The 25,320-nt window shown below is 68.0% G+C and carries 27 protein-coding genes; 20 read left to right on the top strand and 7 right to left on the bottom strand.

The window, feature by feature from the left end; genetic code table 11:
* Nucleotides 1-151: 151 nt before the first annotated feature.
* The 4 genes from LEL84_RS11920 to LEL84_RS11905 all read left to right on the top strand — a co-directional run bounded on the left by LEL84_RS11920 (nucleotide 152) and on the right by LEL84_RS11905 (nucleotide 4,453).
* Nucleotides 152-667 carry a vancomycin high temperature exclusion protein gene (locus LEL84_RS11920; RefSeq protein WP_226514301.1) on the top strand — a complete coding sequence of 172 codons (516 nt, stop codon included), beginning with the start codon at nucleotides 152-154 and terminating at the stop codon, nucleotides 665-667.
* Between the two features lie 189 nt (nucleotides 668-856).
* Nucleotides 857-1,828, top strand: coding sequence for an extracellular solute-binding protein (locus tag LEL84_RS11915; protein ID WP_226514300.1), 972 nt, complete (start codon nucleotides 857-859; stop codon nucleotides 1,826-1,828).
* Entirely contained in the window at nucleotides 1,782-3,380 is a 1,599-nt protein-coding gene (locus LEL84_RS11910; protein ID WP_226514175.1) for an ABC transporter permease, read from the top strand. The genes LEL84_RS11915 and LEL84_RS11910 overlap by 47 nt, the downstream gene beginning before the upstream one ends.
* Entirely contained in the window at nucleotides 3,377-4,453 is a 1,077-nt protein-coding gene (locus LEL84_RS11905) for an ABC transporter ATP-binding protein (RefSeq protein WP_226514174.1), read from the top strand. The genes LEL84_RS11910 and LEL84_RS11905 overlap by 4 nt, the downstream gene beginning before the upstream one ends.
* A gap of 17 nt (nucleotides 4,454-4,470) precedes the next feature.
* Here LEL84_RS11905 and LEL84_RS11900 read toward each other — a convergent pair whose 3' ends face one another.
* Nucleotides 4,471-6,702 carry an acyltransferase family protein gene (locus LEL84_RS11900; protein WP_226514173.1) on the bottom strand — a complete coding sequence of 744 codons (2,232 nt, stop codon included), beginning with the start codon at nucleotides 6,700-6,702 and terminating at the stop codon, nucleotides 4,471-4,473.
* Between the two features lie 138 nt (nucleotides 6,703-6,840).
* On the opposite strand from LEL84_RS11900, the gene LEL84_RS11895 reads away from it, so the two are divergent.
* The 3 genes from LEL84_RS11895 (at nucleotide 6,841) to LEL84_RS11885 (ending at nucleotide 9,890) form a co-directional block, all read left to right on the top strand.
* Nucleotides 6,841-7,401 (top strand): dihydrofolate reductase family protein, encoded by a 561-nt coding sequence (locus LEL84_RS11895; protein ID WP_065632434.1) that lies wholly within the window; start codon nucleotides 6,841-6,843, stop codon nucleotides 7,399-7,401.
* 127 nt (nucleotides 7,402-7,528) lie between these two features.
* Entirely contained in the window at nucleotides 7,529-8,887 is a 1,359-nt protein-coding gene (locus LEL84_RS11890; protein WP_226514172.1) for a styrene monooxygenase/indole monooxygenase family protein, read from the top strand.
* Nucleotides 8,888-8,957: 70 nt separating this feature from the next.
* Nucleotides 8,958-9,890 carry an oxidoreductase gene (locus tag LEL84_RS11885; RefSeq protein WP_226514171.1) on the top strand — a complete coding sequence of 311 codons (933 nt, stop codon included), beginning with the start codon at nucleotides 8,958-8,960 and terminating at the stop codon, nucleotides 9,888-9,890.
* A 129-nt stretch (nucleotides 9,891-10,019) separates the two neighbouring features.
* On the opposite strand, the gene LEL84_RS11880 is transcribed toward LEL84_RS11885, so the two are convergent.
* The 3 genes from LEL84_RS11880 to LEL84_RS11870 all read right to left on the bottom strand — a co-directional run bounded on the left by LEL84_RS11880 (nucleotide 10,020) and on the right by LEL84_RS11870 (nucleotide 13,320).
* Entirely contained in the window at nucleotides 10,020-11,105 is a 1,086-nt protein-coding gene (locus LEL84_RS11880) for a dihydrodipicolinate reductase (RefSeq protein WP_226514170.1), read from the bottom strand.
* A 27-nt stretch (nucleotides 11,106-11,132) separates the two neighbouring features.
* A complete protein-coding gene (locus LEL84_RS11875) occupies nucleotides 11,133-12,230 on the bottom strand; it encodes a Rieske 2Fe-2S domain-containing protein (protein ID WP_226514169.1) in 1,098 nt (365 codons plus the stop codon).
* Nucleotides 12,231-12,294: 64 nt separating this feature from the next.
* The gene (locus tag LEL84_RS11870; RefSeq protein WP_065632439.1) at nucleotides 12,295-13,320 is read right to left on the bottom strand and encodes an alpha/beta fold hydrolase; all 1,026 of its coding nucleotides are present in this window, start codon (nucleotides 13,318-13,320) and stop codon (nucleotides 12,295-12,297) included.
* Nucleotides 13,321-13,595: 275 nt separating this feature from the next.
* Between LEL84_RS11870 and LEL84_RS11865 the strand changes: the two genes are divergently transcribed.
* From LEL84_RS11865 to LEL84_RS11835, 7 genes are all read left to right on the top strand, one after another.
* Nucleotides 13,596-14,267, top strand: a complete 672-nt coding sequence (locus tag LEL84_RS11865) for a TetR/AcrR family transcriptional regulator (RefSeq protein WP_065632440.1) — start codon at nucleotides 13,596-13,598, stop codon at nucleotides 14,265-14,267.
* 113 nt (nucleotides 14,268-14,380) lie between these two features.
* Nucleotides 14,381-14,923, top strand: a complete 543-nt coding sequence (locus tag LEL84_RS11860) for a hypothetical protein (protein ID WP_137809531.1) — start codon at nucleotides 14,381-14,383, stop codon at nucleotides 14,921-14,923.
* Nucleotides 14,924-14,927: 4 nt separating this feature from the next.
* Nucleotides 14,928-16,157, top strand: a complete 1,230-nt coding sequence (locus LEL84_RS11855) for an Nramp family divalent metal transporter (RefSeq protein WP_226514168.1) — start codon at nucleotides 14,928-14,930, stop codon at nucleotides 16,155-16,157.
* A complete protein-coding gene (locus LEL84_RS11850; RefSeq protein ID WP_226514167.1) occupies nucleotides 16,154-16,525 on the top strand; it encodes a PRC-barrel domain-containing protein in 372 nt (123 codons plus the stop codon). The genes LEL84_RS11855 and LEL84_RS11850 overlap by 4 nt, the downstream gene beginning before the upstream one ends.
* Nucleotides 16,522-16,860 (top strand): PRC-barrel domain-containing protein, encoded by a 339-nt coding sequence (locus LEL84_RS11845; RefSeq protein ID WP_065632444.1) that lies wholly within the window; start codon nucleotides 16,522-16,524, stop codon nucleotides 16,858-16,860. Before LEL84_RS11850 ends, LEL84_RS11845 begins: the two co-directional genes overlap by 4 nt.
* Before the next feature lie 115 nt (nucleotides 16,861-16,975).
* Nucleotides 16,976-18,364, top strand: coding sequence for a cytochrome P450 (locus LEL84_RS11840; RefSeq protein WP_226514166.1), 1,389 nt, complete (start codon nucleotides 16,976-16,978; stop codon nucleotides 18,362-18,364).
* 162 nt (nucleotides 18,365-18,526) lie between these two features.
* Entirely contained in the window at nucleotides 18,527-18,808 is a 282-nt protein-coding gene (locus tag LEL84_RS11835; RefSeq protein WP_065632445.1) for a hypothetical protein, read from the top strand.
* A gap of 7 nt (nucleotides 18,809-18,815) precedes the next feature.
* Here the strand turns inward: LEL84_RS11835 and LEL84_RS11830 are convergent, their stop codons facing one another.
* Nucleotides 18,816-19,538: a cutinase family protein gene (locus tag LEL84_RS11830; protein WP_226514299.1), complete on the bottom strand. Its 723-nt coding sequence runs from the start codon at nucleotides 19,536-19,538 to the stop codon at nucleotides 18,816-18,818.
* Nucleotides 19,539-19,711: 173 nt separating this feature from the next.
* Here LEL84_RS11830 and LEL84_RS11825 point away from each other — a divergent pair, with 173 nt between their 5' ends.
* Nucleotides 19,712-20,437, top strand: coding sequence for a GAF and ANTAR domain-containing protein (locus tag LEL84_RS11825; RefSeq protein ID WP_159371540.1), 726 nt, complete (start codon nucleotides 19,712-19,714; stop codon nucleotides 20,435-20,437).
* A gap of 61 nt (nucleotides 20,438-20,498) precedes the next feature.
* Nucleotides 20,499-20,900 carry an SRPBCC family protein gene (locus LEL84_RS11820; protein ID WP_159371539.1) on the top strand — a complete coding sequence of 134 codons (402 nt, stop codon included), beginning with the start codon at nucleotides 20,499-20,501 and terminating at the stop codon, nucleotides 20,898-20,900.
* A gap of 27 nt (nucleotides 20,901-20,927) precedes the next feature.
* Here LEL84_RS11820 and LEL84_RS11815 read toward each other — a convergent pair whose 3' ends face one another.
* The gene (locus LEL84_RS11815; protein WP_226514165.1) at nucleotides 20,928-21,833 is read right to left on the bottom strand and encodes an alpha/beta hydrolase family protein; all 906 of its coding nucleotides are present in this window, start codon (nucleotides 21,831-21,833) and stop codon (nucleotides 20,928-20,930) included.
* A 98-nt stretch (nucleotides 21,834-21,931) separates the two neighbouring features.
* On the opposite strand from LEL84_RS11815, the gene LEL84_RS11810 reads away from it, so the two are divergent.
* Genes LEL84_RS11810 through LEL84_RS11800 form a run of 3 tightly spaced genes read left to right on the top strand, consistent with a single transcriptional unit; the run spans nucleotide 21,932 to nucleotide 24,503 of the window.
* Nucleotides 21,932-22,519 carry a TetR/AcrR family transcriptional regulator gene (locus LEL84_RS11810; protein WP_226514164.1) on the top strand — a complete coding sequence of 196 codons (588 nt, stop codon included), beginning with the start codon at nucleotides 21,932-21,934 and terminating at the stop codon, nucleotides 22,517-22,519.
* Nucleotides 22,516-23,034, top strand: a complete 519-nt coding sequence (locus tag LEL84_RS11805; protein ID WP_226514163.1) for an alpha/beta fold hydrolase — start codon at nucleotides 22,516-22,518, stop codon at nucleotides 23,032-23,034. The genes LEL84_RS11810 and LEL84_RS11805 overlap by 4 nt, the downstream gene beginning before the upstream one ends.
* Nucleotides 23,031-24,503: an MFS transporter gene (locus tag LEL84_RS11800; protein ID WP_226514162.1), complete on the top strand. Its 1,473-nt coding sequence runs from the start codon at nucleotides 23,031-23,033 to the stop codon at nucleotides 24,501-24,503. The genes LEL84_RS11805 and LEL84_RS11800 overlap by 4 nt, the downstream gene beginning before the upstream one ends.
* On the opposite strand, the gene LEL84_RS11795 is transcribed toward LEL84_RS11800, so the two are convergent.
* On the bottom strand, nucleotides 24,500-24,919 hold the full coding sequence (locus LEL84_RS11795; RefSeq protein ID WP_058249658.1) for a MauE/DoxX family redox-associated membrane protein: 420 nt from the start codon (nucleotides 24,917-24,919) through the stop codon (nucleotides 24,500-24,502). The two genes, LEL84_RS11800 and LEL84_RS11795, sit on opposite strands and share 4 nt — an antisense overlap.
* A gap of 196 nt (nucleotides 24,920-25,115) precedes the next feature.
* On the opposite strand from LEL84_RS11795, the gene LEL84_RS11790 reads away from it, so the two are divergent.
* Nucleotides 25,116-25,298, top strand: a complete 183-nt coding sequence (locus tag LEL84_RS11790; protein WP_065632450.1) for a hypothetical protein — start codon at nucleotides 25,116-25,118, stop codon at nucleotides 25,296-25,298.
* Nucleotides 25,299-25,320 lie beyond the last annotated feature (22 nt).

Genomic DNA, 25,320 nt, shown 5'->3' with positions numbered 1-25,320 from the left:
CAGTATCACGGGGCGACTGCCGGGTCGGGGCTCGAATGGGCATGTTGGGAGTCGGTCCCCCTACGTTGTAGGGGTGAGGTCAGGTGCTCGTCTCGTCGTACCGGTGCTGCTGGTGCTGGTCGAACTGTGGATCACCCTGGCCGTCACCTGGATGTACTTCTCGTCGGTCGGCAGGATCGACGACGCGACGGCGCCGGCCCGCCGGTCCACGCTGCTGGTGCTGGGTTCCCTCGTCTACGACGACGGCTCGCCCGGCGACTACGTGCGAGGCCGGCTCGACACGGCGCTGGAGCTGTACCGGTCCGGGGGAGTGGACCGGATCATCAACTCGGGCAACGGTTCCGAGGAGGATGGAAACGAACCCGCGGTGATGCGAAGCTATCTCGAGGAACGTGGTGTCCACCCGCGGGCGATCGTCGACGACCCGGCCGGCCTCGACACCGCGGCGAGCTGCCGACGCGCCCGCGAGGTGTTCGGCGTCGACGAGGTGGTCATCGCGACGCAGAATTTCCACCTGCGCCGTGCCATCGCGTTGTGCCGCGACCAGGGCGTCGACGCGCGCGGTGTCGCGGCCCGATGTGACTGTCCCGCCTGGACTCTCGCCCGGAACCACGTCCGCGAGACGGTGTTCGCCGGGCCGCGGGCGGTGCTGACCGCGGTGGGCTGAGGGCAAGCCGGCCGCCCAGGCGGTCACCGGACTACGACCGTTTTGTCCGACCTTGCGCCAGTATCGGTTAGGCTTACCTGGCTTGGTCGGGGGTGAAGGTTCATTGGTGTCCCGAGAACAGAGGAGTATCGGCAAGTGCACACAAGACGATGGGTTCGACGAGTGGTCGCCACCGCTGGGGCGGCGATCATGGCCGCCGGGTTGCTCGCGGCCTGCACAGGAAGCGATTCGTCGAACGACGACGAGGCGCTCGTGCTCTACTCGGGACGTTCGGAGTCTCTGGTGGGTCCGCTGGTGGAACGAATCGACGCGACGGTTCCGGTGACGGCGGCGTACGACAAGAAGGCCGCGCAGATCCTGGAGGAGGGCGACGGTAGCCCGGCCGACCTCTTCTTCGCGCAAGATGCCGGCGAGCTCGGCGCTCTTGCCGAGGCCGGACTCCTCGAACCCCTCCCCGCAGACATCGCCGAGAACGTCCCCGAGGCCTACCGGTCTGAGACCGGCACCTGGGTGTCCACGTCGGCGCGCTCTCGTGTGTTGATCTTCGATCCGGCGCAGGTGGATCCGGCCACCCTCCCGGCGGGCATCGACGGACTTCTCGCGCCCGAGATGCGTGGCAAGGTCGGTTACGCCCCCACGAATGCCTCGTTCAAGTCCTTCGTGACTGCGCTCCGACTCACTCGCGGCGACGATGGCGCTCGCGCTTGGCTCACCGCCTTCCTTGCCAACGACCCCAAGTCGTTCGAGGGCAACGGGCCCATCGTGGAGGGCGTGAACACCGGACAACTCGCAGCGGGACTCACCAACCACTACTACTGGGTCCAGGAGGTGCAGGAGAAGGGAATCGAGAACGTTCCCGGGCGACTGCACTTCTTCTCCGACGGCGATCCGGGCGCGCTCGTGAACGTGGGTGCGATCGGTGTCCTCAAGACCGCGTCCGACAAGGAGCAGGCCTTCGAATTCGTCCGACAGTTGCTGACGCCGGAGACCCAGACCTACTTCGCCACCGAGGTGGGCGAGTACCCGGTGGTCGGGAACGAGCCGCTCCCGGTCGAGGGACTGCCGACGCTGGAGCAGCTGTCACCGCCGCAGATCGCCCTCGACGAACTGGCCGATGTCGTCGGCACAGATGAGTTGCTGCGCGAGGTCGGCGCTGTCTGACCTGTTGGTCAACACCAGGATTCGTCCCGGCCGTCATCTCCGGCCGGGGCGAATGCTGTTGTGCACGATCAGCGTCTGCATCGCCCTGTTGTTGATCACGCCCGCGGTCTATCTCGTCGTTCGGGTCGCCGACATCGGGATCGATCAGGCGACCGCGCTTCTGTTCCGCCCGCGCACCGGTCAACTTCTCTGGCGCACGGTTCAGCTCGCAGCGATCGTCACGTGCGCGTCGATCATCATCGGGGTCGTGCTGGCGTGGTGTGTGTCCCGCGGGGTGGGGCGCGGGCGCGCATTCGTCATCGCGTTACTCGCGGCGCCGCTCGCGATCCCCTCGTACGTATCGGGCTTTGTGTGGACCCGTCTGTTCCCGGGATTCGAGGGCCTGGGGGCGGCTGCACTCGTCTTGACCCTGGCCTGTTATCCCCTGGTCATGCTGCCGACGGTGGCGCTGCTTTCCGGTACCGGCCGCACTGATGAGGATGCCGCCCGCACTCTGGGCTGTGGTCCGCTCGAAGCCTTTGTGCGCGTGACTCTCCCGCGTGTTCGCACGGGGGTCGTTGCGGGTGGACTGCTGGTTGCGCTGTACGCGATCAGCGATTTCGGTGGACCCGCGATCGTCCGCTTCGAGCCGTTCACCGTGGGGATCTACAACGCCTACAACGGAACCCTGGACCGTTCGGTCGCCGCACTCTACGGTGTGGTTCTCGCACTCGTCGCGGTGGCGCTCGCCGTCGTCGAACGGCGAGCACGACGCCACGTCGATCCAAGTGCCACCCCGTCGCGGTCGAGGGTCTCGAAGAACCGGCCGGTGGCCTGGGGTCTCGTCACAGCCACCGTCGCGGTGGGCGTCTGCCTTCCGATCGTCGGGCTGTTACGCGAGATCAGCGAGTCCCGCCGGCTCGGATTCGACAGCGTCGGCGAACTGCTGGCCTGGGTGGGTCCGTACGCCCGGACCACGACGTTGCTCTCGGTACAGGCGGCCATCGTCATCGCCCTTCTCGCATTGCCGTTGGCATTCTTCATATCTCGTCCGCGTAGCAGGACCGGGGACACTGTCGAGGCCGTGTCCTACCTCGGTTATACGTTGCCGGGTGTGACCGTTGCGCTCTCGATGGTCTTCTTGGGCACCCGCGTCGTCCCGGACCTCTACCTCACCGCCACGATGCTCATCGCCACCTATGCGGTCCTGTTCCTGCCGGTCTGTCTGGGTCCGATCCGATCCGGTGTCGACTCCATCCCGTGTGCGGTGTCCGAGGTCTCGCGCACTCTCGGTGCGGGACCGCTGACGACCGCGGTGCGTGTGCAACTCCCGTTGGTGATGCCGGCGATCATGGCCGGCTCCGCTCTCGCGTTCTTGTCGGTTGCCAAGGAACTACCCGCCACCTTGATGCTTGCCCCGATCGGCACACGAACTCTCGCAACGGATATGTGGAGTCTGAACAACGACTTGAGTTACGGTCGCGCAGCCGTCCTCGGGTTGGTTCTGATCGTCGTCTCGTCGCTACCCACCGCGGCGCTATCCGCACTGTTCGGAAGGGCACGCCACGCATGAGGAACGCGGTTCGTGTAGACGACGTCTCGGTCGTGTACGGCAGCACGACCGTTCTCGACGGCGTGTCCTTTCACGTTCCCGCCGGGTCGATCACGGCGGTCATCGGTCCATCGGGCTGCGGTAAGACGACCCTGTTGCGCGCGATCGCGGGTCTCGAGCCGATCCGAGCGGGTCGCATCGAGATCGACGGTGTCGAGGTCGCCTCGGCCGGCTCTGCCCGAACCCGCCCGGTGGGGGTTCGACCCGAACGTCGGAGGTTCGGGTTGGTGCCACAAGAGGGGGCGCTGTTCGACAATCTGACCGTCGCGGGCAACGTCGGGTTCGGACTCGGTCCCTGGTGGAGACGTATGCCCGGCCGGGCGGCCCGGATTGCTGAGTTGCTCGACGTGGTCGGGCTGGAGGAGTTCGGCGATCGACGGCCCAATTCGCTGTCCGGCGGTCAGCGCCAACGGGTGGCACTGGCCCGCGCGCTCGCACCCCGACCAGCTGTCATCGGGCTGGACGAACCGTTTTCGGCACTTGATGCCCAGCTGAGGACGCAGCTGCGCGAGCATGTCCGGGCCACGATCCTGGCGGAGGGTTCGAGTGGGCTGTTGGTCACTCACGACCGTGAGGAGGCGATGGCGATGGCCGACCACGTCGTGGTGTTGATGGCGGGTTGCGTGCGCCAGGTCGGGACACCCGAGGAGATCTACCTCGAGCCCGTCGACGCGGAGGTCGCGCGCATGTTCGGGGAGATGACGGATCTGCCGGGCGAAGCCGACGACGGCGAGGTCTCGTGCGCGGCAGGACGGTTACGCATTCGCCGGCCGGGCCACGGGGCAGGAGTGGTGATGCTGCGGCCCGGGGACCTGGAGATCGTATCCGGCGTCGCGAATGTCGGTTGCGCAGAGGTGCTCGCGGTACGACCTCGCGGTGACCACGTGGACGTCCGAGTATCGGTGCCTCCGGTCGAATCCGGCTGCCCCGCGGTCGAGTTGACCGTTCGGGCCGAGCCGGGATGGCATCGTCCGGCCGGCACCGTCGTCGAGTACCGGCAACGACGGCCGGTGCACTTTCGCGAGCGGCACTGAGGTGGCGTGCCGTCCGCTCACCACCAACCCAGCGACCGCTGTAGATCGGCTTCGACGGCAGGGATGAGGCTGCGGACGAAGGTCGCCGAGAGGTGGTGGAAGTCGTGCCACACCAGGATGTTCCCGACGACCGCGGGGCAGTACTCGTCGTCGCACATGGCGTCGGTGTAGTCGAGGAAGCTCATGTTGGGGAACTCGCCGGCGAGCGCGGCGGCGGGGTCGGCCGGCGCCATCGCCTGTGCTCGGGGCACGCCGCACACCTCGGGTTTGCGTCCGCTGGCGAGACACTCCGGCGGCTTGAGTTGTCCGGTCGCCCAGGGGTTGTCGCGGACCGCGACGACCCGCTGCCCGCGGTCGCGGAACTCGGCGAAGATCTCTTCGTAGTCCTTGGGGACGTAGTCGCCGTCGCCCGACTCGACGGGCCGGGTGCTGTTGGTGAACACGACATCCGGCTTGTCGACGGCGAGCCGCTCCATGACGCGACGCGACCAGTCGTTGCACTGGTAGTACTTCTGGCCGAACCACGTGAACACGTGCTCGGTCGTGAGGGCGCACCCGACCTTGAGGTAGGTGGTCACGCGGAAGTCGTGGCGCTTGCCGATGGCGTCGAGCGCGGTGATCCACTGTTCCGCATGCGAACCGCCAACCAGCGCGATGGTTCGGGTGGCGTTCACGTTGCCGTAGTAGCCGACCTTGATGGACGGGTCCTTCCAGCCGCTGATGATCGAGTCGTAGGAGGTGATCGGCCAGTCCATGTCGACGACTTGGGGACTCGGTTGTGCGGTCACGTTCGGTACCGGAGCGCCGTCGAGGAAGGCCCGCGCACCCGGGTACAGCCGTGGGTCGAGGTTCTGGGTGTCGAGGGTGGCGTTGGCGGCGTCGCGCTGCCAGGTCACCGCGGCGGCGCCGGCTGCGACACTGATGACGACCAGTACCGCGACGAGGGCGCGCCGGTAGCCTCTGGTCTTCTCGAACGGCGGCCGCGCGACCACGCCATCGGCATCGGGCGGCACCGGGGACTGCTTCCGCTTCGCCGACCCGGCACGCAGCGGCGCCTCGACGTACTTCGTGGTCAGCCAGGCGAGCAGCACGGACACGGCCAGGATGGCGGTGCCCTCGAACCACGAGACATCGTCCTGATAGCGCCACGCCAGGTAGAAGATGAGCAGCGGCCAGTGCCACAGGTACAGCGCGTAGGCGATCGAGCCCAGCCACACCAGCCGGGGATGGGCGAGACCGCGGCTCACCCCCGATCGGATCGAGGTCTGTCCGGACGCCGTCTTCTGGTCGACGGGGGCCTGATCGATGGGGGCGGTCTGCGACGAGCCGACCCAGATGAGGATCAGCGTCGCGCCCACGGGGACGAGCGCCCACGCCGCGGGGTATTCCTGGACGCCGGCGATCCACCAGCCACACGTCACGATGAGGCCCAGGGCCACGAGTCCCAGTAGGTCACGCACCCGCCGCGACAGCGCGATCCGCGGCATCCACACCGCGAGGAGTCCTCCCACGAGCGGTTCCCACAGACGGGCCACGGTGTCGTAGTAGGTGAAGGGCTGGTTGATCCCGTGGCGGTAGTTGGCCCACGCGAAGGAGCCCAGTGCGACGACGCCGAGCGCGATCCCGACGACTCCACGGACCACCTTGGGGTCGGCGAAGAATGCGGATCGCCGGCCGAGGGCACGCAGCACCGCGCCCAGTGCCAGCGCGCAGACGAGGGTGAGGACGAAGAACTGGCCCTGCATCGACATCGACCAGAGATGCTGCATCGGGCTGTTCGCGGAGTCGGCGGCCGCGTAGTCCTGCGACTCGAACGCGAGGTGCCAGTTCTGGTAGTACAGCGCACTGGCCTGCAGTTCGGCCCCGAGTGGTCCCCAACGTGTCGTCGGCATGATCAGCGCGATCAGTCCGGCGGTGACCGCGAGCACCAGCAGGAGAGCGGGCAGCAACCGGCGCAGGAGCCGGGAGAACCGCGGCCACGGATTGATCGCCGCGCCCCAGGAACTCGACGCGGGCTGGGTCGCCAGGACGTGCTTGAGCAGAGACGCGACGAAGAAGTAGCCGGACAGGGTCAGGAAGACGTCGACGCCGCCGGACACCCGGCCGAACCAGACATGAAAGATCGCGACCAGTGCGATCGCGATGCCGCGCAGCCCGTCGAGGTCCAACCGGTACCCGGACGTGTTGCCGGTCGCGGCGTCCTCGTTCGGGGTTGCGACGGGTGTCGCATCGGTCAGGGGCGTACGCACAGAGGGCGATGGTACTTGCCCGCACCTGAGGGAAGCCTGGCACGAGCGGGGTGTCGTCGGACCTCACAGCAGACTCGTGGGTTCACCTGCTGCGTCGGAGTCCGCGACTGTGGCGGCGAGGCGTCGTAACATCCCCACATGCTGCTTCTGTCGATGGGCGTCTCGGTGGACGGCTTCATCTCCGACCGCGACGGCAACTTCAACTGGTCGGTCCCCTCTGACGATCTGTTCGCGTTCCACACCGAACGGGTCGGCGAGCTCGGCGCGTTCGTGTGCGGCCGCCGGCTCTACGAGACGATGCTGGTCTGGGAGACCGACCCGCGGATGCGTGAGAACGACGCGGATGCCGCGTTCGCCGACCTCTGGTCGGCGCTGCCCAAGGTGGTCTTCAGCCGCACCCTCACGTCGGTCGAGGGCAACGCGCGGTTGGCGCAGGGATCGCTGGCCGACGAGCTCACCGCGGTGCTGGACTCGACCGACGGCGACGTGGAGATCGGCGGCGCCGACTTGGCCCGGCAGGCAATCGAACTCGGATTCGTCGACGAGTTCCGCATCTTCCGCTACCCGGTCATCGTCGGTGGCGGTACCCCGTTGCTGCCGCCGGTCGCCGACACGCTCCGGCTGTCGCTCGCCGAGACCCGGACCTACGGCGGACAGGTGATCTACGAGCGGTACCGCCGGGTTCGCGACGACGCGTAGCGTCCTCACCCGAGCCGGCGCCGACGCACCGATTCGTTCTCGGTGCGTCTAACCCTTCAGCCACACCGATCGCCCCGGCACCCTGTCGAGCAGTCATTCCACGCCGACAACCAGGGGAGATCCATTCATGACAGCACGACGATCGGTCGCGATCATCGGGGCCGGGCTGGCCGGGACCAGCGCCGCCCTCGGCTTCCTCGACGCCGGGTTCGACGTCACGCTCTACAGCGACCGGGACCGCGAGTCGTTGCGCGACAAGGTGCCGCCGACCGGTGTCGGTGTCCTGTTCGGCAAGTCCCGCGAGTGGGATGCCGAGATCATCGAGGACCTGTACGAGGTCAGCAACACCACCGGCATCAGCGCCCGGTTGTACTCCGGCAGCGGCGACGAGCGCGCCGCGGTCCTCGAGTTCAACCCGGATTACGGCTACGTCGCCCAGGCCGTCGACCTCCGCCTCCGCGCCGACGACCGGCTCGCCCGGTTCTTGGACCGCGGCGGCCGATTCGAGGTCGGACAGGTCGGCCTCGACCGTCTCGACGCGATCGCCGCCGACGCCGACATCACCCTCGTCGCCACCGGCAAGGGCGGACTGTCGACGCTGTTCCCGGTCGACGAGTCGCGCACGCATTACCGGGAACCGCAGCGTCGTCTGCTGCAGGTCACCCTGACCGGCGTCGACCACGGCCCGGAGTCCTTCGCCTACCGCAGCAGCGCGGGCGGCGACCACTCGCTGTTCAACCTGGATGCGCAGAACGGTGAGATCTTCGTCGGACCGTTCCTGCACAAGGACGCCGGCCCGACGTGGTCGTTCATCGTCTTCGCCAAGCCCGACGGGGCGTGGGCCGCCCGGATCGATGACGTCCACGACGCGGTCTCGGCCCGGCAGACCATCTCCGGCATTTTCGCCGAATACTTCCCGGAGGATGCGCCGGTCATCGACCGGTTGCAGGTCATCGAGTCCGATCCGGTGTCGTGGCTCAAGGGTGCGGTCACCCCGACCGTGCGGCAGGCTGTCGCCACCACCGCGGGCGGGCATCCGGTAGCGGCGATCGGTGACACCGCGATCGCCGTCGACCCGGTTGCGGGGCAGGGTGCGCAGAACTCGCTGATCCAGGTCGCCGAACTGGTGAAGGCCGCTCGCGGCCACGAGGGCGAGTTCACCGCCGAATGGCTGTCGGCGGAATTCGAGAAGCATTGGGAGCGACGCGGACGGGCTGCCGTCGAGGTCACCCGCCTCTACCTGGGCGACCCCGACTACGCGACCCACCTGGAGTTGTCGTTTCCGGCTGCCGCCGTCAGTCCCGCCATCGCGTCGGCCCTGTTCGGTCTCCTCTCCGAACCGAATCCGCTGCTCGGTCTGCGGACCCGCGAGGACGTGGAGGGCTTCATCGCCGCGGTGGCCGAAGAGCCGCACGACGAGGTCCTCGCCCGCTTCGCGCCCGCCGGACAATTCAGCAGCGCCACCCCGGAGGCCGTGAGCGCCTGACTCTCGCTCCCTCCGGCGCCATGTGATACGAACAACATCGTCGTTCGAGCCGGTGCCGGAGGGGGCAGATGTGAAGTCGGGGTGGACGTTGGCCGACGCGCCTCCGCAAACCGGACGGGTCGCGGTGGTGACCGGGGCGAACTCGGGGATCGGGCGCGAGATCGCGCTCGGGCTGGCGACTCTGGGCGCTCGCGTCGTGCTGGCGTGCCGCAATCCTCGAACGTCTGCGGAGGCCCGCGACGACATCGTCGCGCAGGTTCCGGGCTCCGAGGTGGAGATCGTCGATCTCGATCTGGCGAGTCTGGATTCCGTCCGATCCGCGGCCGAGGAGATCCGACGCCGGAATGCGACCGTCGATCTGCTGGTGAACAATGCCGGCGTCATGCGGGCGCGGCACGAACTCACCCCGGACGGGTTCGAGATGGACTTCGGGACCAACTATCTCGGTCATTACGCGCTCACCGGTCGGCTGATGGATCTGATCCTGGCAGCCGACGCCGGGCGGGTGGTCACCGTCGGCAGTCACGCGCACCGAGCCGGGAACATCGACTTCACAGACCTCCCGATGGACCGTGCGTTCACCAGTGCAGGTGCCTACTCGCGGGCGAAGCTCGCCCAGATGCTGTTCGCCCTCGAACTCGATCGTCGGATGAGAAACGCGGACGCACCGGCGATCTCGCTCGCCGCGCACCCGGGCGGAACCCGCACCGGCGTGATGCGCGAGCAGAGCCGGTTCCTGCAGTGGGCCTATCACGCGTCCTCGCTGCGATGGCTCACCGACCGATTCATCATGGACCCGCCCGACGGGGCGTTGTCGGTCCTCCGCGCCGGCACCGACCCGAAGGCGCAGGGCGGCGAATACTACGGTCCGGTGGGCGGTTTCGGGCTCGCCGGCCCTCCAGTGCTGGTTGAGCCGTCGACGAAGGCGAAGGACCGCGACGTCGCGGCGCGGTTGTGGGACATCGGTGCCGAACTCACCGGGGTGACCATCGACCTCGGTTGACTTCTTGTCAGAGCTTGAACCGACCCCCATTGCTCCCTGAGGTGCGAGGAGCGAAGCGACCATTATTCTTGCTCCCTGAGGTGCGAGGAGCGCTAGCGACGAGCCACGAAGTGTCACAACCCCGTTCCGTCAGATCGCGAACCGCCCGGCGAACGACCGCAGCGGGAGGTCGGCGCTCGTCACGATGCCCGGCGCGGCCGCGACGACCGACGTGATCGAGTTGAGGGCCGGGAGTCCGGTGACGGTCATGCCGATGGATGCGAAGTTCTCCGGCTTGCTGAGGTCGAAACCCTTGCGCGGGAAGATCATGTGCTTGGAGTAGATGTTCGGGTCGCCGGTGACCTGGGTGATGTAGCAGGCCTGGATGTTCCACGACGGATCGGTGTGCGGTGTCATCTGCCATTCGAGGTGGGATTCGACGCGCGCGACGCCGTCGACCATGCCCTGGTACTTGATGTAGCTGCCGCCCAGCGAACCCTCCGGGAGCTGATACCAGCCGAGGTCGACGTCCTTGGTGCAGGCGCCCAGTTCGTAGGAGAACGCCACCTCGTCGAGCACGAGGTCAAAGGCGTCGGCCATCAGATTGACGGAGTCAGCGAACACCGCGGTGTACTTGTACAGCGAGTCGGGGATGCTCGGATCGTCCACGGGCAGGCCGTAACCCACCGCCTTCCAGGTGTCCACGGAGTGGTGGCAGGAGACGTCGACGGACTCGATGACCGTCACGTTCTCGATGTCGGCCACATCGGCGGTGTGCACGATCCCGAGGATCTGTGCCAGGCCGGGATTCATGCCGGTGCCGTAGAAGGTTGCGCCGCCGCGCTCGCAGGCCTCGGCGATCACCTCGCTGACCTTGCGTCCGGAGTGGTGCGGGTGATTGGTGTCGCGATGGAATCCGGTGATCCAGTCCGCCGTGGTCACGACGTTGATTCCGGCCTCGAGAACCTGGACGTAGAGATCCTCGTCGGGGAAGACGCCGTGGAACGTGAGGACATCCGGACGGGCGGCGATGATCTCCTCGACCGTGCCGGTGGCCGTCACCCCGATCGGATCGAGGCCGACGATCTCGCCGGCGTCGCGACCGATCTTGTCGGGCGTATAACAATGCAGCCCAACCAGTTCGAGGTCGGGATGCGACTGGATGCGCCCGATCATCTCGGTGCCGAGATTGCCGGTGGCGACTTGGAAGACCCGGACTTGTTCGGTGGTGGTCATGACAGATCCTCTCGGGCTGAACGTATGTCAGGATTGCGTGGCGGCGCGTAGCGCCTCGAGCTCGGAACGGCGGATGCGGACGAAGTCATCGCCTTGTGGCAGCACCGCTCCACTCGACGACGACGGATCGGCATCGTCGGGCCCGCCGTCGGGGTAGAACTGTCGCGCCCACTTGCGAAGTGCCGTGAAGCCCTCGAACTCCTTGCGGGACAGTGCGGGTGGATCGGAGTAGCGCTGGTGTGCCCAGATGTCGATGTCAGCGGCGAACTGCTCGATGACGAGATCGGCCATGACGGTGCCGTAGCGGGTGATCTCGCCGGTCTCCTCGCCCGGTTTGCGGCCGATCCACACGGTGAACCGGACGTCGGAGGTGTGCTCGTCGACCGGGGTGACCGCCGGCATCGTGCGATTGTCGACCATGCCCCAGCTCTTCGTGACCGAACAGCCCAATCCGGCATTGATGGATTCGACTCCGCTGGTGGCGTTCTCGAGCGTCGCGCCCTCGTCGAAGGCGATGGTGAAGTCGACGTGGGACACCGGGCCGTCGAAGTCGTGCCGGGTGAACTCCGGCATGAACGGGGTCTTGTGGACGAACTTGAAGTGGGCGAAGTCGACGCCGTTCTCCATGATGTACTGCGGATGGATCTCGAGTCCCGGCCGGAACAGGGTGGCCGCGGGGACCGGCGGATAGTAGTCGGCCGCGGTGCTGTCGTCGCCGAAGTCACCGAAGATGTCGGGAACATCGAAATATGGAGGGCGACCGTCGGTGTCGTGCCAGATCCAGACGGCCTCGTTGCGCTCGACGACCGGATAGCTGCGGATGCGGCGTCCCCGGTTCGGGTGTTTCTCGTACGGGATGCACACGTTGCGCCCCTCGCGGTTCCACTCCCAGCCGTGGAACGGACACACCAGGTTCTCGCCCTCGACGTGGCCGCCGTGCCCGAGATGGGCGCCGAGGTGCTCGCAATAGGCGTCGAATACGGACACCTGGCCCGACCGCGACCGCCAGGCGACCATCTCGCGCCCGAAGTACTTCATCGTGTGGACCGCCCCGACCGGGATCTCCGAGCACCAGGCGACCTGAAACCAACCAGTGGGTGTCATCGACAGCGGCGTTCTCGCCATGCGGCAACCGTAGGTCCCGCGCGACGAGAATGCAAGAGGGTTCTATGAAAAAGTCCGTGCCTGGTCAGCTGGCGGTTTCGGCGAGCTCCGGACTCGGTGACGCGGAATGCATGACCCGATGGATCTCGGCCGTGAAGTCCTCGGCCGCCTCGATGTTCGACGCGTGACCGGTGTCGAGGACGACCAGGCGATCGAGGTAGCCGCGAACCGACAGGGCATGCGCGATGCGCTGGGTCATCGCGTGCGGGAGAAGGAGGTCGTGCCGCCCGCCGATGACCGTGGTCGGCACGGTGATGGCGTCGGCGCCGGCGGGTCCCATCGCCAACTGGAGAAGGGCCACGGCGGACTTCGCGCGGGAGCTGGGCGAGCACGAGCGGGTCATCGCGAGGACGAACGCGGCGTGATCGACGGTCGCCGATCGGCCGTTCAGGATGCGATGCCGGATGACGCTCCGCGTGAACCGATCTCCCGGGAACGGAACCGGTATGGACAGCGCCATCTGCAGCAGCCACAGCGGCGCCTTGATCGGGCCGTTGACGAGCGGCAGGACCCGGCTCTCGGTGGCGACCCCGCCCCAGGTGGTGTTGGCGAGAACCATTGCGGTGGCTCGTGACTCGGCCTGACCGCGATGCCGGTGAGCCCAGGCCTGCAGGGTGATGCCGCCCATGCTGTGCCCGACGAACACGGCTGTGGCTGCTTCCGGGAGCGTCTGGGAGACCACGGTGGACAGGTCATCGGCCAAGACGTCGGTGTCGAACGCGCGACGGCCCCAGGTGCTCTCGCCGTGGCCGCGCTGGTCGTAGGCGATGACGTGGTAGCGCTCGGCCATCGCATTGATCTGCGGATTCCAGTACTCGACACAACACGACCAACCATGCACGAGAACGAGTACGGGAGCGTCCGCGGGTCCGTGATGGACGACGCGCAGCCGCGCGCCGTCGTCGGTCACCGCCCATGAGGTCCGTTCGGGTTCGCGGCTGTTGAACAGCGTGTCCTTGTAGACGCGGTTGCGGAGTCGGCGACGCGCCTCGGCCGGCAGCAGGCCGGACAGGGCGTGGCGGGCGGCTCCGATGCCGGTCGCTGCATTCATGTCGTCCCCCTCGGACCACCGGTGACTTGTGTCACATCGGCTGCACAATGATACAAACTCTTGCTGTCTGTATCTACCGCTTCGGGTAACGGTTTGTGCCAAATGTCGGGTTGTGTCCGAACGGGCCGGCTGCCTCGTCGGACGATGGTCGTCCGCACTTCGTCGCGATCGACCCGACGGACGGGTAGCCGAGCGAACGATCGCCAAACATCGCGCCGGTCAGCGCATTGCCGCTACGCCATGACCGCGGTCAGCAGCGGCTACGATCGGCAGCCATGGTTCCCGGCGAATCCCGCACCTCCGACGTCCGCGTGGACGACGGATCCCCCGACGGCGGTACGGGCAGCGTCACCCGGCGGGTGAACAGGCGCGGCCAGGCGACGCGCGAGGCGATGCTCGACGCCGCGCTCGCCTCGTTGGCCACCGGCGACCCCGCCTCCGTGTCGGGCAATCGGATCGCCAAGGACATCGGCGCGACGTGGGGCGCGGTCAAGTATCAATTCGACGACATCGACGGTCTGTGGGCGGCGGTGCTGCATCGGACCGCGGAACATCGCGGCGACCTCCCGATGAGTGTGAAACCCGATGCGCCACTGGCAGAGCGGGTCGCGGCCATCGTCGACCTCATGTACGACGGACTGACCGCGCCCGAATCCCGTGCGATCGAGACCCTGCGGGCGGCCCTGCCGCGCGATCCGGACGAGTTGCGTCGGATGTTCCCCAAGACCGCCGCCGAGTTCGCGTCGTGGGGGCCGTCGTGGATCGATTCGTGCCAGCGCGCTTTCGCCGACCTCGACGTCGATCCGGAGCGGGTACGTGAGGTCGCGGCGTTCCTGCCCGGGGCCATGCGGGGCCTGGTGTCGGAGAAGCAGCTCGGCACCTTCCAGGATCAGCAGTTGGCCCGACGTGGCCTGGCGAGGGCCATCGTCGCGCTGCTCGCGGGCTGAGGAACCGCCCCGACGGGCCAAATCCGCGCTCGGGGGCATCGCCGACCAGTGGATTGCGCATGACCGGTGCCGGTTTCGCTCGCCGTCCCGCGGGCTATTCCACGAGGCGGCCTGTGGCGGACGCGGACCGCCTCGACGCCAGGACGCGACAGAAGGGGACGGTGATGCTGCTGCCGACCGGGCTGACGGCCGGATCGACCACGCTGCGCGCGGTTCTCGCGTGCGGACTGTGTCTGCTCCTCCTCGTCGGGTGCGCCCGGCAACCCGGCGGCGTGACGGCCGAACTGTCGCATTCGTCCGGCGACGTGGTGAGCTCGGTCGCCTCCGGCGAGGAGGGGCTGCGCCTGTGGACCGAGGACCGCGCACCGCGACAGTATGTGCGCGTCCTCTTCGACGACCTCATCGAGCAGTCACTGTCCGCCTACGGGGCGGTCGTCAACCTCGACATCGACAACGTGGCCGATGAACCGATGCGGGCGGGCGTCGAGGACGCCATGGGCGAGGCCACCCGGGTTCTCGTCTCCGCCCGCTCGGTGACGCTGCTCGACCGCGAGGACCCGCGGGTCGCCGAGTCGCTCGACGCGTTGAGCAAGGTCGGCGAGCGGCTGCAGCGGATCGTCGACGACCCCCGTTCCGCAGCCGGCGGGAGGGGATGAACCGGTGAAGACGATCTTCGGCGTCGCGCTCGGCATCCTGACCGCCATCGGCGGCTTCCTCGACATCGGCGACATCGTCACCAACGCGGTGGTCGGCTCGCGATTCGGCTTCAGCCTGGTGTGGGTCGTCGTGGTCGGCGTCATCGGCATCTGTCTGTTCGCCGAGATGTCCGGGCGGGTCGCCGCGGTGAGCGGACGCAGTACCTTCGAGATCATCCGGGAACGACTCGGCCCGCGGATGGGTGCGGCCAACCTCGTCGCCTCGCTGTTCGTCACCGGACTCACCCTCACCGCCGAGATCGGCGGAATCGCACTGGCGCTGCAACTGGCCAGCGGGGTCGCGCCGCTGCTGTGGGTGCCGGTCGCCGCGTTCGGTGTGTGGATAATCCTGTGGCGGGCCAACTTCAAGATCATGGAGAACGTGACCGGCCTGCTCGGCCTGTGCCTGGCCGTGTTCGGCGTGGTCTTCTTCCTGTTGCAACCGCCCTGGGGTGAGGTGTGGAGTCAGATGACGGCGCCCTCGATCCCGTCACAGGAGTCGGTACCCACCTACTGGTACTACGCCATCGCGCTGTTCGGTGCGGCGATGACACCGTACGAGGTCTTCTTCTTCTCCTCGGGCGGTATCGAGGAGGGTTGGCGGCGTAAGGATCTCGCCCGAGAGCGATGGAATGTGCTGGTCGGATTCCCCCTCGGCGGCCTTGGTTCGATCGCGATAGCCGGCGCCGCAGCGCTCTACCTGATGCCCGCCGACATCTCGGTGGACTCGCTGTCGCAGGTCGTCTTACCCGTGGCGCAGGCCGGCGGACAGCTTGCGCTCGCCTTCGCGATCATCGGGCTGGTCGCGGCGACGACCGGCGCGGCCCTCGAGACGGCGCTGTCGACCGGTTACTCCATCGCCCAGTACGCCGGATGGCCGTGGGGCGCAGCCAAGAAGCCGTTCCAAGCGGCACGGTTCCACCTCGTGATCATCGTGTTCCTCCTCGGGGGAGTGCTGATCCTGCTGACCGGCGTCGATCCGATCATGGTCACCGAGTATTCGGTCGTGTTCTCCGCGGTCGCCCTGCCGTTGACCTATCTACCGATCCTCGTGGTGGCGAATGATCGAGAATACATGGGAGACAGAGTGAACGGGCGAGTGATGAACTTCTTCGGAACCATCTATCTGGGCACCATCGTGGTCGCCTCGGTGGCTGCGATACCACTGCTGATCGTGACGGGGGCGGGGCGGTGAGTGCGCGGGACGACGACCGCGGGTTGTCGCGCCGGGCCACGATCGATCTCCGACTCCATCTGCTGGACAGGCAGATCCATGATCGGGATGGGGTGCCGCTCGGCGTCGTCGACGACGTTGAGATCGAAATGCCGGAGGATGGTCCGCCGCGGGTCTCCGCCCTGCTCACCGGCCGCGCGCTCTTCTACCGATTCATCGGCGGCGGGCCGCACATCAGCGAACTCGACCGCATCCCCTTCGACCGCGTGCGCGACATCGATGTGCGCGTCGCGATCGACGACGCGCAGGAGGAACTCGAACTCGCGTGGCCGGAACGATGGTGCCGGGATCACATCGTCGCGCGCATCCCCGGGAGCGGGAAGCGATGATTGCCAGCGACCTGTTGAGCTGCACCGTCCGAGGATCGGACGGCGATCACGTCGGCCACGTGATCGACCTGCGCTTCGAGGTGGAGGACGACGCACTGAGGCTGGTCGGGTTGCTCGTCAACCGCCGGAATCGCGTGTCCTTCCTCGGGTACGAACGCCAGGGGGTCGTGCGGCCATGGGCGCTGAACCGGTTCTTCGCGTGGTTGCACCGCGGCACCGTGCTCATCCCATGGGACGACGTGGAGACCGTCGAGGACGGGACGGTCTACCTCCGGGACGGCTTCCATCGCCTCGACGCCTCGCTCGACACCGCCGGCGACCGCGGCTCGTCCTGAGAGTCCGGGACGCACAGACGACGGTTTGGTCAGCACGGTCGACGGGTAGACCGGGGGCAGCCGACGCCGCGGTCCGCCCGGCGTGAATCCGCTGTGGTGAGGAGAGCCGTCGTAGATGTCACGGGGACCCGATGATGACGTGCAGGAAAGCGCAGGCCAGGCGACCACGACGCCGCGGCTGGCGCGAGCAGGACTCCTCGACAACGGCCGCATCCTGGCCGGTGTGCTCGCCCCGGTGATCGCCGAAGGTGTTGTGGCGCGGCGCAAGTCGATGGTCCGACTCGGTGGGCGGTGGGACACCCACGGTCGCGCGGCGCGGGTGCTGAACGGTCTGCGGTCCAGATACGACGACGCCGACGCGCTGGCCCTCACCTTCCCGCGTTCGATGGTGCTCGCGTTGCGTCCTCCGGCGGTGACCGCGACGCTCGACGGCACGCCGGACCCGTTCACCCCGGCGTCGAAGGAGAAGGTCGCGGCGCTGTCGCGCTTCCAGCCGACGGGCGTGCTCATCTCGGACAACCGGCATCGCCGGGCCCGTCGTGAACTGAACGAACTGGCGCTGCAGACCTCCTCCGACGTGCACTCCCTGCACCGACGATGCGGACAGATCGTCGAATCCGAGATCGGGGAGCTGCTCGCGACCATCACCGACGGCCGTCTGACGTGGGACGCCTACGCCGTCGCGCACTGGCGCATGGTGCGCCGCTTCGTCTTCGGTGACGCGGCCCGCGACGACGAGAAGGTGACCGACCTGCTGACGGCGCTGCGTCGGGATGCCAACTGGGGCCCGGTCTTCCCGTACCGGTCCACCACCTACAACAACTTCCGGCGGCGTCTCGACCACCTTGTGGCCGCCGCGCCCGGCGACTCGCTCGCCGGGGTCACCAGAGACGCACTGGACAGCCCCGGCTCGCTGGACCCGACCGGTCAGATCCCGCACTGGCTGTTCGCATTCGACGCGGTCGCGGTGGCCGTCCACCGATCGCTCGCGCTGCTGGCCGCCCACCCCGCGACTGCCGCGGCGGCGCGGAGCGAGATCGCCGGCGGGGATCCCGGCGAGGCGCGCGTGCTGCCGACACTCCGTGCGACCGTACTGGAATCGCTTCGCTTGTGGCCGACGACCCTCGCCATCCTGCGCCAGGCGAGCAGGGATGTCCCGTGGGACGGTGGCGCGGTCTCCGAGGGTGCGACCACGATCGTGATCGCGGAGTTCTTCCAGCGCGACGACGACGCGATGGACTTCGCCCAGCGTTTCACCCCCGAGGCCTGGACCGACGGTCGAGCGCAGAGACTCGCCGGTGTCGTACCCTTCAGCGACGGCCCGGGCGAATGCCCGGGACGCAACGTGGTCCTGATGTTCAGCACGGCGGTGCTGGCGGCGATCTGCCGGGATCACGAACTCGACGACAACGTGCTCGCGCCACGTGTGCGCGGCGGCGACGTCGAGATGCCACGCGCCTTCGACCATTTCGATCTCACCGTCTCGCTCCGAGCCGCGCCCTGACATCCCGGGTCACGCAGGGTTGACGAGAGCCTGTCCTGGGTATGAACAGCGCACCGATCAGCGGTTGACGTCGGACGCCCGGACGCCGAGACAAGGACAGGGCGGTCCACGGACCGCGATGCCCAATGGTGGGTTTCGGTGCGGCACGATAGGAGACGACCGATGGGGTCTCACTGCAGGACGACGCGCGATCACGACGAGATCCGGGAGTGGGCGACCACCCACCGGGGTGTGCCCGCCCGCGTTCGCGACATCCGGAGCGTCGGCGGAACAGGAATGCTCCGCATCGACTTCGACGGTGCGGTCGACGGCGACCTCGAGCACATCACCTGGGACGAGTGGTTCCAGAACTTCGAGCGCGCCGAACTGGCTCTCGTCTACGAAGCGGAGAAGTCCGACGCCAGCAGGACCTTCGCGAAAGTCGTGCCTGCGCCGGACTTCTGAACCGAGCTCAGACCCGCCGGGCCGCGTACCGGGCGCCCTCGAGCGTCATGCCGTTGACCGAGTAGAGCACGTGCAGGGCATTCGGGCCGCCGACCGGCGCGCCGTCGCAGATGGTGTCGCCGGGGATGCAGTAGCGAACGGTGCGGCTGCGGTACGGTGCGGCCACCTTGACCGGGGGAGCGCCGATGTCGTCGATGAAGCGATCCGACGGCGCGCCGTAGAGCACGATCGCGGCGACGTTGCGCGCCATGTTCGCCGGCAGCGGCGGCGGCACGAACCGGTCGTAGGCGGCGTACCGGGCGGGCAGGTCCAGCCCGGCGTGGACGGCGTAGCCGGCGACGACGGCGCCCTGGGAGTAGCCGCCGAGGACGACCTTGGTGTCCGGGCACTTCGCGGCCAGGTACTTGATGCGGTTCTGGGTGGTGCGGACGCCGTCGGCCACCGTGCGCGCGAACTTCAGCCGGTTGTTGAACTGGTCGCTGGCCGGGTACTTGACGCCGTAGGCGCTGACGGACTTGCCCGGCAGCTGCGAGCGAACGGCCTCGACGAAGGAGATCCCGGTGAGGCCCAGCGGCGGAGAGGTCTCCACGGTGCCGCGCGCGAACACGACCTCGACGTCGGAGCACGACGGTGCGGCCTGCGCCGCGGGCGTGCCGACGGCCACCGCCCCCGTGATCGCCGCGATGACACAGAGGACGGAGACACTGAACCGTTTGATCACCGGGCCAATGGTAGAGATCACGTCGCCCGGGGATAAGGGCCTGATCGTCCCAAAGATTGAGCCGATCCAGAGCCATCCGAGAGACGGCTCGGCACGAACAACGGGGTTGAAGGTATGAGAGGTTTGTAGAATCACGGGGTTCGCCGGGCTGATCCGGCGCATCGAATCGAGGTTGAGTGCCGGTGGCAACAGACGTCCATTTCAAGATCGCCGAGCTGGCGCGGCAGATGCATGCCGTTCCCGAGTCCACGGAGGACACGTCGGCCGAGGTGCTGCCCTCGGTCACCGCCGGCGCCGTCGAGTACGTCCCCGGTGCGCAGTACGCCGGCGTTCTCGTGGTCGATCAGAAGAACAACTTCGACACGCTGGCGCCCACCGACCCGCTGATGAACCTGGCCGACCGAATCCAGAAGGAAACGGGCGAGGGCCCGTGCCTGCAGGCGGCCTGGGACCACCACACCGTGCTCGTGAACGACATCGCCCGCGACGAGCGTTTTCCCGCCTTCTCCGCTCGCATCCTCGACGAGAGTCCGCTGCGGTCCAGCCTGTCGTTCAAGCTGTTCACCGACAAGGGGACCATCGGCGCGCTCAACATGTTCGCCGATACGCCCGACGCCTTCGGCGACGAGTCCCTGGAAGTCGGCCTGTTGTTCGCGACCCACGCCGCCCTGGCGTTGCGTGCCGCGCGGCAGCAACAACACTTCCGCAGTGCGTTGGCCAGCCGGGACATCATCGGTCAGGCCAAGGGCATGATCATGTACCGCTTCCGCATCGATGCGGTCGCCGCCTTCGCTCTGCTCCGACGCCTGTCCCAGGACACCAACACGCCGCTGGCCAAGGTCGCCGAACAGCTCATCGAGAGGGAACTGGCCGAGCCCACCGAGGGGGACGCAGGGTCGCTCTCCTGACCGGGCAGATCGGCGTCGGGATCGGTAGGCGGCAGCATGCTGTCACGACTACGTTGGCCACATGCGCAGCCGGCACGTGAGTGTGGTCATCAACGCCGAACCCGCGAGGGTCTACGACTTCGCGGCCGAACCCGACAACCTGCCGCGGTGGGCCGCAGGGCTGGCGAAGTCGGAGGTGGTCCGGCGGGGTGACGAGTTGCTCGTGGAGTCGCCGATGGGCACCGTGACCGTCCGGTTCGTCCCGCGGAACGGACTCGGCGTCGTCGACCACGAGGTGGTGCTTCCCGCCGGGGACACCGTGCTCAATCCGCTTCGGGTGCTGGCACATCCAGAAGGTGCCGAAGTCGTCTTCACGATCCGGCAGCTGGCCATGTCCGACGACGAGTTCGACCGCGACACCCAGATGGTGGAAAAGGATCTCGCACAACTGAAATCGCTGCTGGAGACGGCCGGCCCGGCCTAGTGTCGAACCGGGTCGAACCGGCCGGCGTCACTTCCGGTGCACCGTGAAGTCGACGGAGTCCGACTGCCGCAGAGCTTCCCACGCGGCCGAACTGACGCCGAGCGCGTCGAGTAGAAAGGCCGCGACTGCGTCGGCCACCAGCGCGACCCGGGCCGGGTTCTCATCGGTGGTCTCCCGGACCGCCTCACCGGCGATACCGCCGAGAGTGTGTTCGCCGTCCGGAATCCACATCAGGTCCGTCGTGCCGGGGGCGAGGTGGAAGGCATCGGTCAGCCACTCCGGGCCACGTGTCGACAGTGCCGAGTCGTCCTTGCCGCCGGCGACGACGAGCGCCGGGGTGGACATCGTCGAGAAGTCCGGCCGCATGAACGGCAGGTGTTCGCGCGCGTACTCGCTCAGGCTGTCGCCGGTCCCGGCCGTCGCCATCAGTGCGCCCGCTCGCACGGCGGGGTGTGCGAGATCCGGGCCGACGACCCCGTCCGGCCCGATCACACGCGCGCCGAGGAGGGTGCCGACGGTCTGACCGCCCCACGAGTGGCCGGCCGCGGCGAGCAGGCCGATGTCGACGCGCGGGCGCAGGTCCCCGCCGGCCGCGATCAGAATCTCGTCGAGATGGTCGATCACCGCGTGCGCGTCCTGCACTCGCGTGCGCCAGATGGACGTGAATCGCGGGTCGTCGAATCCGATCCCGTGGCGCCGGGAATCGAGATGCGTCGGCTGTACGACGACGAAACCTGATGCGGCCCAACGATCGACGAGTGGTGCGTAACCGTCCATCGACCAGGCGTTGCCGTGGGAGAACACGAGAACCGGGAGCCGATCCCCGGTGACCGGTGCGGTGACCCTCGCCGTCAACGGGAACGGACGGTCCGAGGTGGGGACGACGATGGGCTTGACGGAGACGATCTGACGAGCGAGCACTTCCGTGGACATGAGAGTTACCTTCGAGACGGGGCCGGTACGCGATAACCTGGACGGAACGATGTTCCGTCAAACTAGCGGAACAGTGTTCCGCGAGCAAGGGGTGGACGGTGTCCGCAGGAAAAACAGCACGTCAGATGCAGGCCGAACGGAGCCGTACGGCACTTCTCGAGGCGGCGGCCGCGGCCTTCGTCGAAGCGGGCGTGCAGGCCCCGGTGCGGGACATCGCCACGCGCGCCGGTGTCGGCGTCGGCACCGTGTACCGGCATTTCCCGTCCCGAGCCGAACTGGTCACCGCGGTCTACCGGCACCAGGTCGACGAGTGTGTGGCACTGGCGGAACAGCTTCTAACCGAACAGGTCCCGCCGCGTGCCGCGCTGTGCCGGTGGACGTCGGCGTTCACCGACTTCCTCGTCACCAAACACGGCTTGAGTGACGCGCTCAGCTCCGACGACCCGAGCCTCGTCGATCTGCACGCGCTCATCTTCGACACCCTCGTGCCGGCGTTCGCCTCGCTCCTCGAACCGGCGCAGGCCACGGGAGAGGTCAGCCGGGACATCTGCGCGCTGACCTTCCTACGGGCGATCGGCAACCTGTGCATCATCGGACCCGGGTACACCGACGCCGACGCCAGGGCGATGGTCGGTCTGCTGCTGATCGGCTCCGGTGCATCGTCGGCAGGGAGTGAGTACGCATGACGCAGCGTCGGCTGTTCTTCATCCACGGCGCGGGCGGGTACGCCGACGACGGCCCGCTCGCCGAGGCGCTGGCCGCGGCACTCGACGCGTCGCTGGACATGCCTCGTTTCTCTGACGACGACATGTCGATCGAGGCGTGGGCCCGTCCGATCCGGGAGCGTCTCGAGGGGCTGGACGCCGACGATCACGTCGTCGCGCACTCGTTCGGGGCGACGGTGCTGATGCATGTTTTCGCCGACGCCGATGTCGCCTCGAGAAGTGCTGTGCTTCTTGCGATGCCGAACTGGGGACCGGACGGTTGGGATGTTCCGCAGTACGTGTTCCCCGGTACCGGCTCTCTGCTCCCTTCGTTCCACCACTGCGTCGACGACGACGTGGTGCCCGTTGAGCACCTGGACCTGAACGCGGCGTTCCTTCCGTCGGCGCCGCTGCATCGTCATCCGGTGGGCGGTCACCAGTTCGACGGGCTCGCCGACGTCGTCGCCGCCGAGCTCATCACCGCCGAGAACCGATGAGCGAGAACAGCGCGGCCGACGCCGACGCCCGAGGAGTGCCGGCCGCGTCGGCGGCGGGGCGGTGGCTGATCGTCGCCGCGGTGCTCGGTTCGGGTGTCGCCTTCATCGACGGCACCGTCGTCAACGTCGCACTGCCGGCCATCGCGCGCGACCTCGATACCGGTCTACGCGGTCAGCAGTGGGTACTCGACGGGTATCTGCTCACGCTGAGCGCGTTGTTGTTGATCGGTGGGGTCGCCGGCGACCGGTATGGGCGTCGGCTCGTCTTCGCCGGAGGTCTCGCCGTGTTCGCGGTGGCCACGGTCGCGTGCGGGCTGTCGCCGACCGTCGAACTCCTCGTCGCCGCACGGATCGTGCAGGGGATCGCCGCGGCCGCGGTCGTGCCGGGCAGTCTGGCGTTGATCAACGCCGAGATCCGGCCATCCGATCGGGGCGCCGCGGTCGGTCTGTGGGCCGGGATGTCCGGCGCGACCACGGCTCTGGGCCCGTTCCTCGGTGGCTGGCTCGTCGACGCGGCGTCGTGGCGGTGGACATTCCTGCTCAGTGTGCCGCTAGCCCTGGGAGCGTTGTGGATCGCGATCCGGCATGTCCCCGAATCGCGAGGCGCGCCGTCGAACGCCCGGCTGGACGTGGCGGGCGCCCTGGCGATGACCGTCGGGCTCGCGGGCGTCATCTACGCCCTGATCGAGGGGCCGTCGAACGGGTGGAACGGGGTAACGGTTGCGGCGGGGGTGGTCGGAGTCGTCGCGCTGGTGGGCTTCGTGGTGATCGAGTCGCGGGTGCCGGCGCCGCTGCTACCGCTGGGGCTGTTCCGGTCGTCGCAGTTCACCGGCGCCAATCTGACAACGCTGCTGGTCTATGCGGCGCTGGGCGGTGCGCTGTTCCTGCTGGCCCTGCAGTTGCAGCAGAGCCTCGGTTACTCGGCGTTCGAGGCCGGCGCGGCGATGTTCCCGAGCACGTTCATCATGCTGTTCGGGTCGCCCTTGGTCGGCAAGCTGGCGCAGCGGACCGGGCCACGGCTGCCGATGACGGTCGGCCCGCTCATCGCGGCCGGTGGTTTCGCGCTGATGTCCCGCGTCGAGCCGGGCTCGGGCTACGTCGACTCCGTGCTGCCCGGGGCGCTGCTGTTCGGCCTCGGCATGACGGTGACGGTCGCGCCGCTCACCTCAGCGGCGCTCGCCGCCGTCGACGACGCGCTCGCCGGTACCGCGTCGGGCGTGAACAACGCGGTGGCGCGGCTCGCGGGGTTGCTTGCGGTGGCGGTGCTGCCCGCCGTGGCGGGGATCGATGCGGGCCCCGGCGATCCGCTCGGCGACGGCTTCCGGACGGCCATGTACATCTGCGCGGCGTGCTGCGCGGTCGGCGGGCTGGTGGCGGCGTGCACGATCCGCTCGAGCACTGATGTGCGGCCGCAGGTCCGGGCGGGTGTGGACACCGCCTGTCAGGATGCGGCTACCCGGGCAGGTTAGGCCCGGCGTTCGCCCGTGCCGGCCGCGATGGCCCAGAGCACCAGGACGGGCTGGAAGAACAGTCGCGTCAGGCGCTTCTCGTCGGTGTCGAGTCCGAAGGCGTCGATGTGCTCGACGTACTGGTTGATGTTGCCGGGGAAGATGACCACGAAGAACGCGGCCACGATCCACGACACCACCTTGCGGTGGCGGGGCAGCGCGATCAACGCGGCGCCCAGGGCGATCTCGACGCCGCCGGAGGCCAGCACCACGAAGTCCTTGCTGAACGGCACCCAGTCGGGGACCTGTGCCTGGAACTCCTCGCGCTGGGCGGTGAGGTGGCCGACGCCGGCAATCACCAGCACCGCTCCCAGGGCGATCCGGGCGATGGCCCGGCCCAGCGGCTGACGAGTGGTGGTCGGCGTGACGATCGACATGTGGGCTCCTCGGGTGGGTGTCGGTTCGGTTCTACCGCACTTCGTGGCGGGCGGGGTTTCGGACGGTCAGCGCCGGAGAGTTCGGGTCGGGATGAGTCTTGATGACTATTTGTGGCACAGAAGTACTTACTTGTGATTGAGTGTTGTGACTGCGACCACAACGGTGTGGTCGCTCGTTGTATGCAGAGGTCCGCCCATGACCCCCGATGTCGCACCCGCACACCGACTCTCCGTGTCCTGGCTGCAGGCTGTGCCGAGTGCGCTGCGCGGGGCGGCCGGTGTCGTCGTGACCACCGCGGCGTTCTTCGTCGCCGTCGCGGTTCTGGTGATCGCCCAGATCGTCGTCCTCGCCACCCGCGCCGCGGTCGACCTCACCTGAGGTTCGCCCGGCTGACGCTCAC

It is taken from the genome of Gordonia sp. WA4-43 (assembly GCF_020520305.1).
In the GTDB taxonomy this organism is placed as follows: domain Bacteria; phylum Actinomycetota; class Actinomycetes; order Mycobacteriales; family Mycobacteriaceae; genus Gordonia; species Gordonia hongkongensis.
The sequence above is the reverse complement of the archived record's forward strand: the minus strand, read 5'-3'. Positions and strand labels throughout refer to the sequence as shown.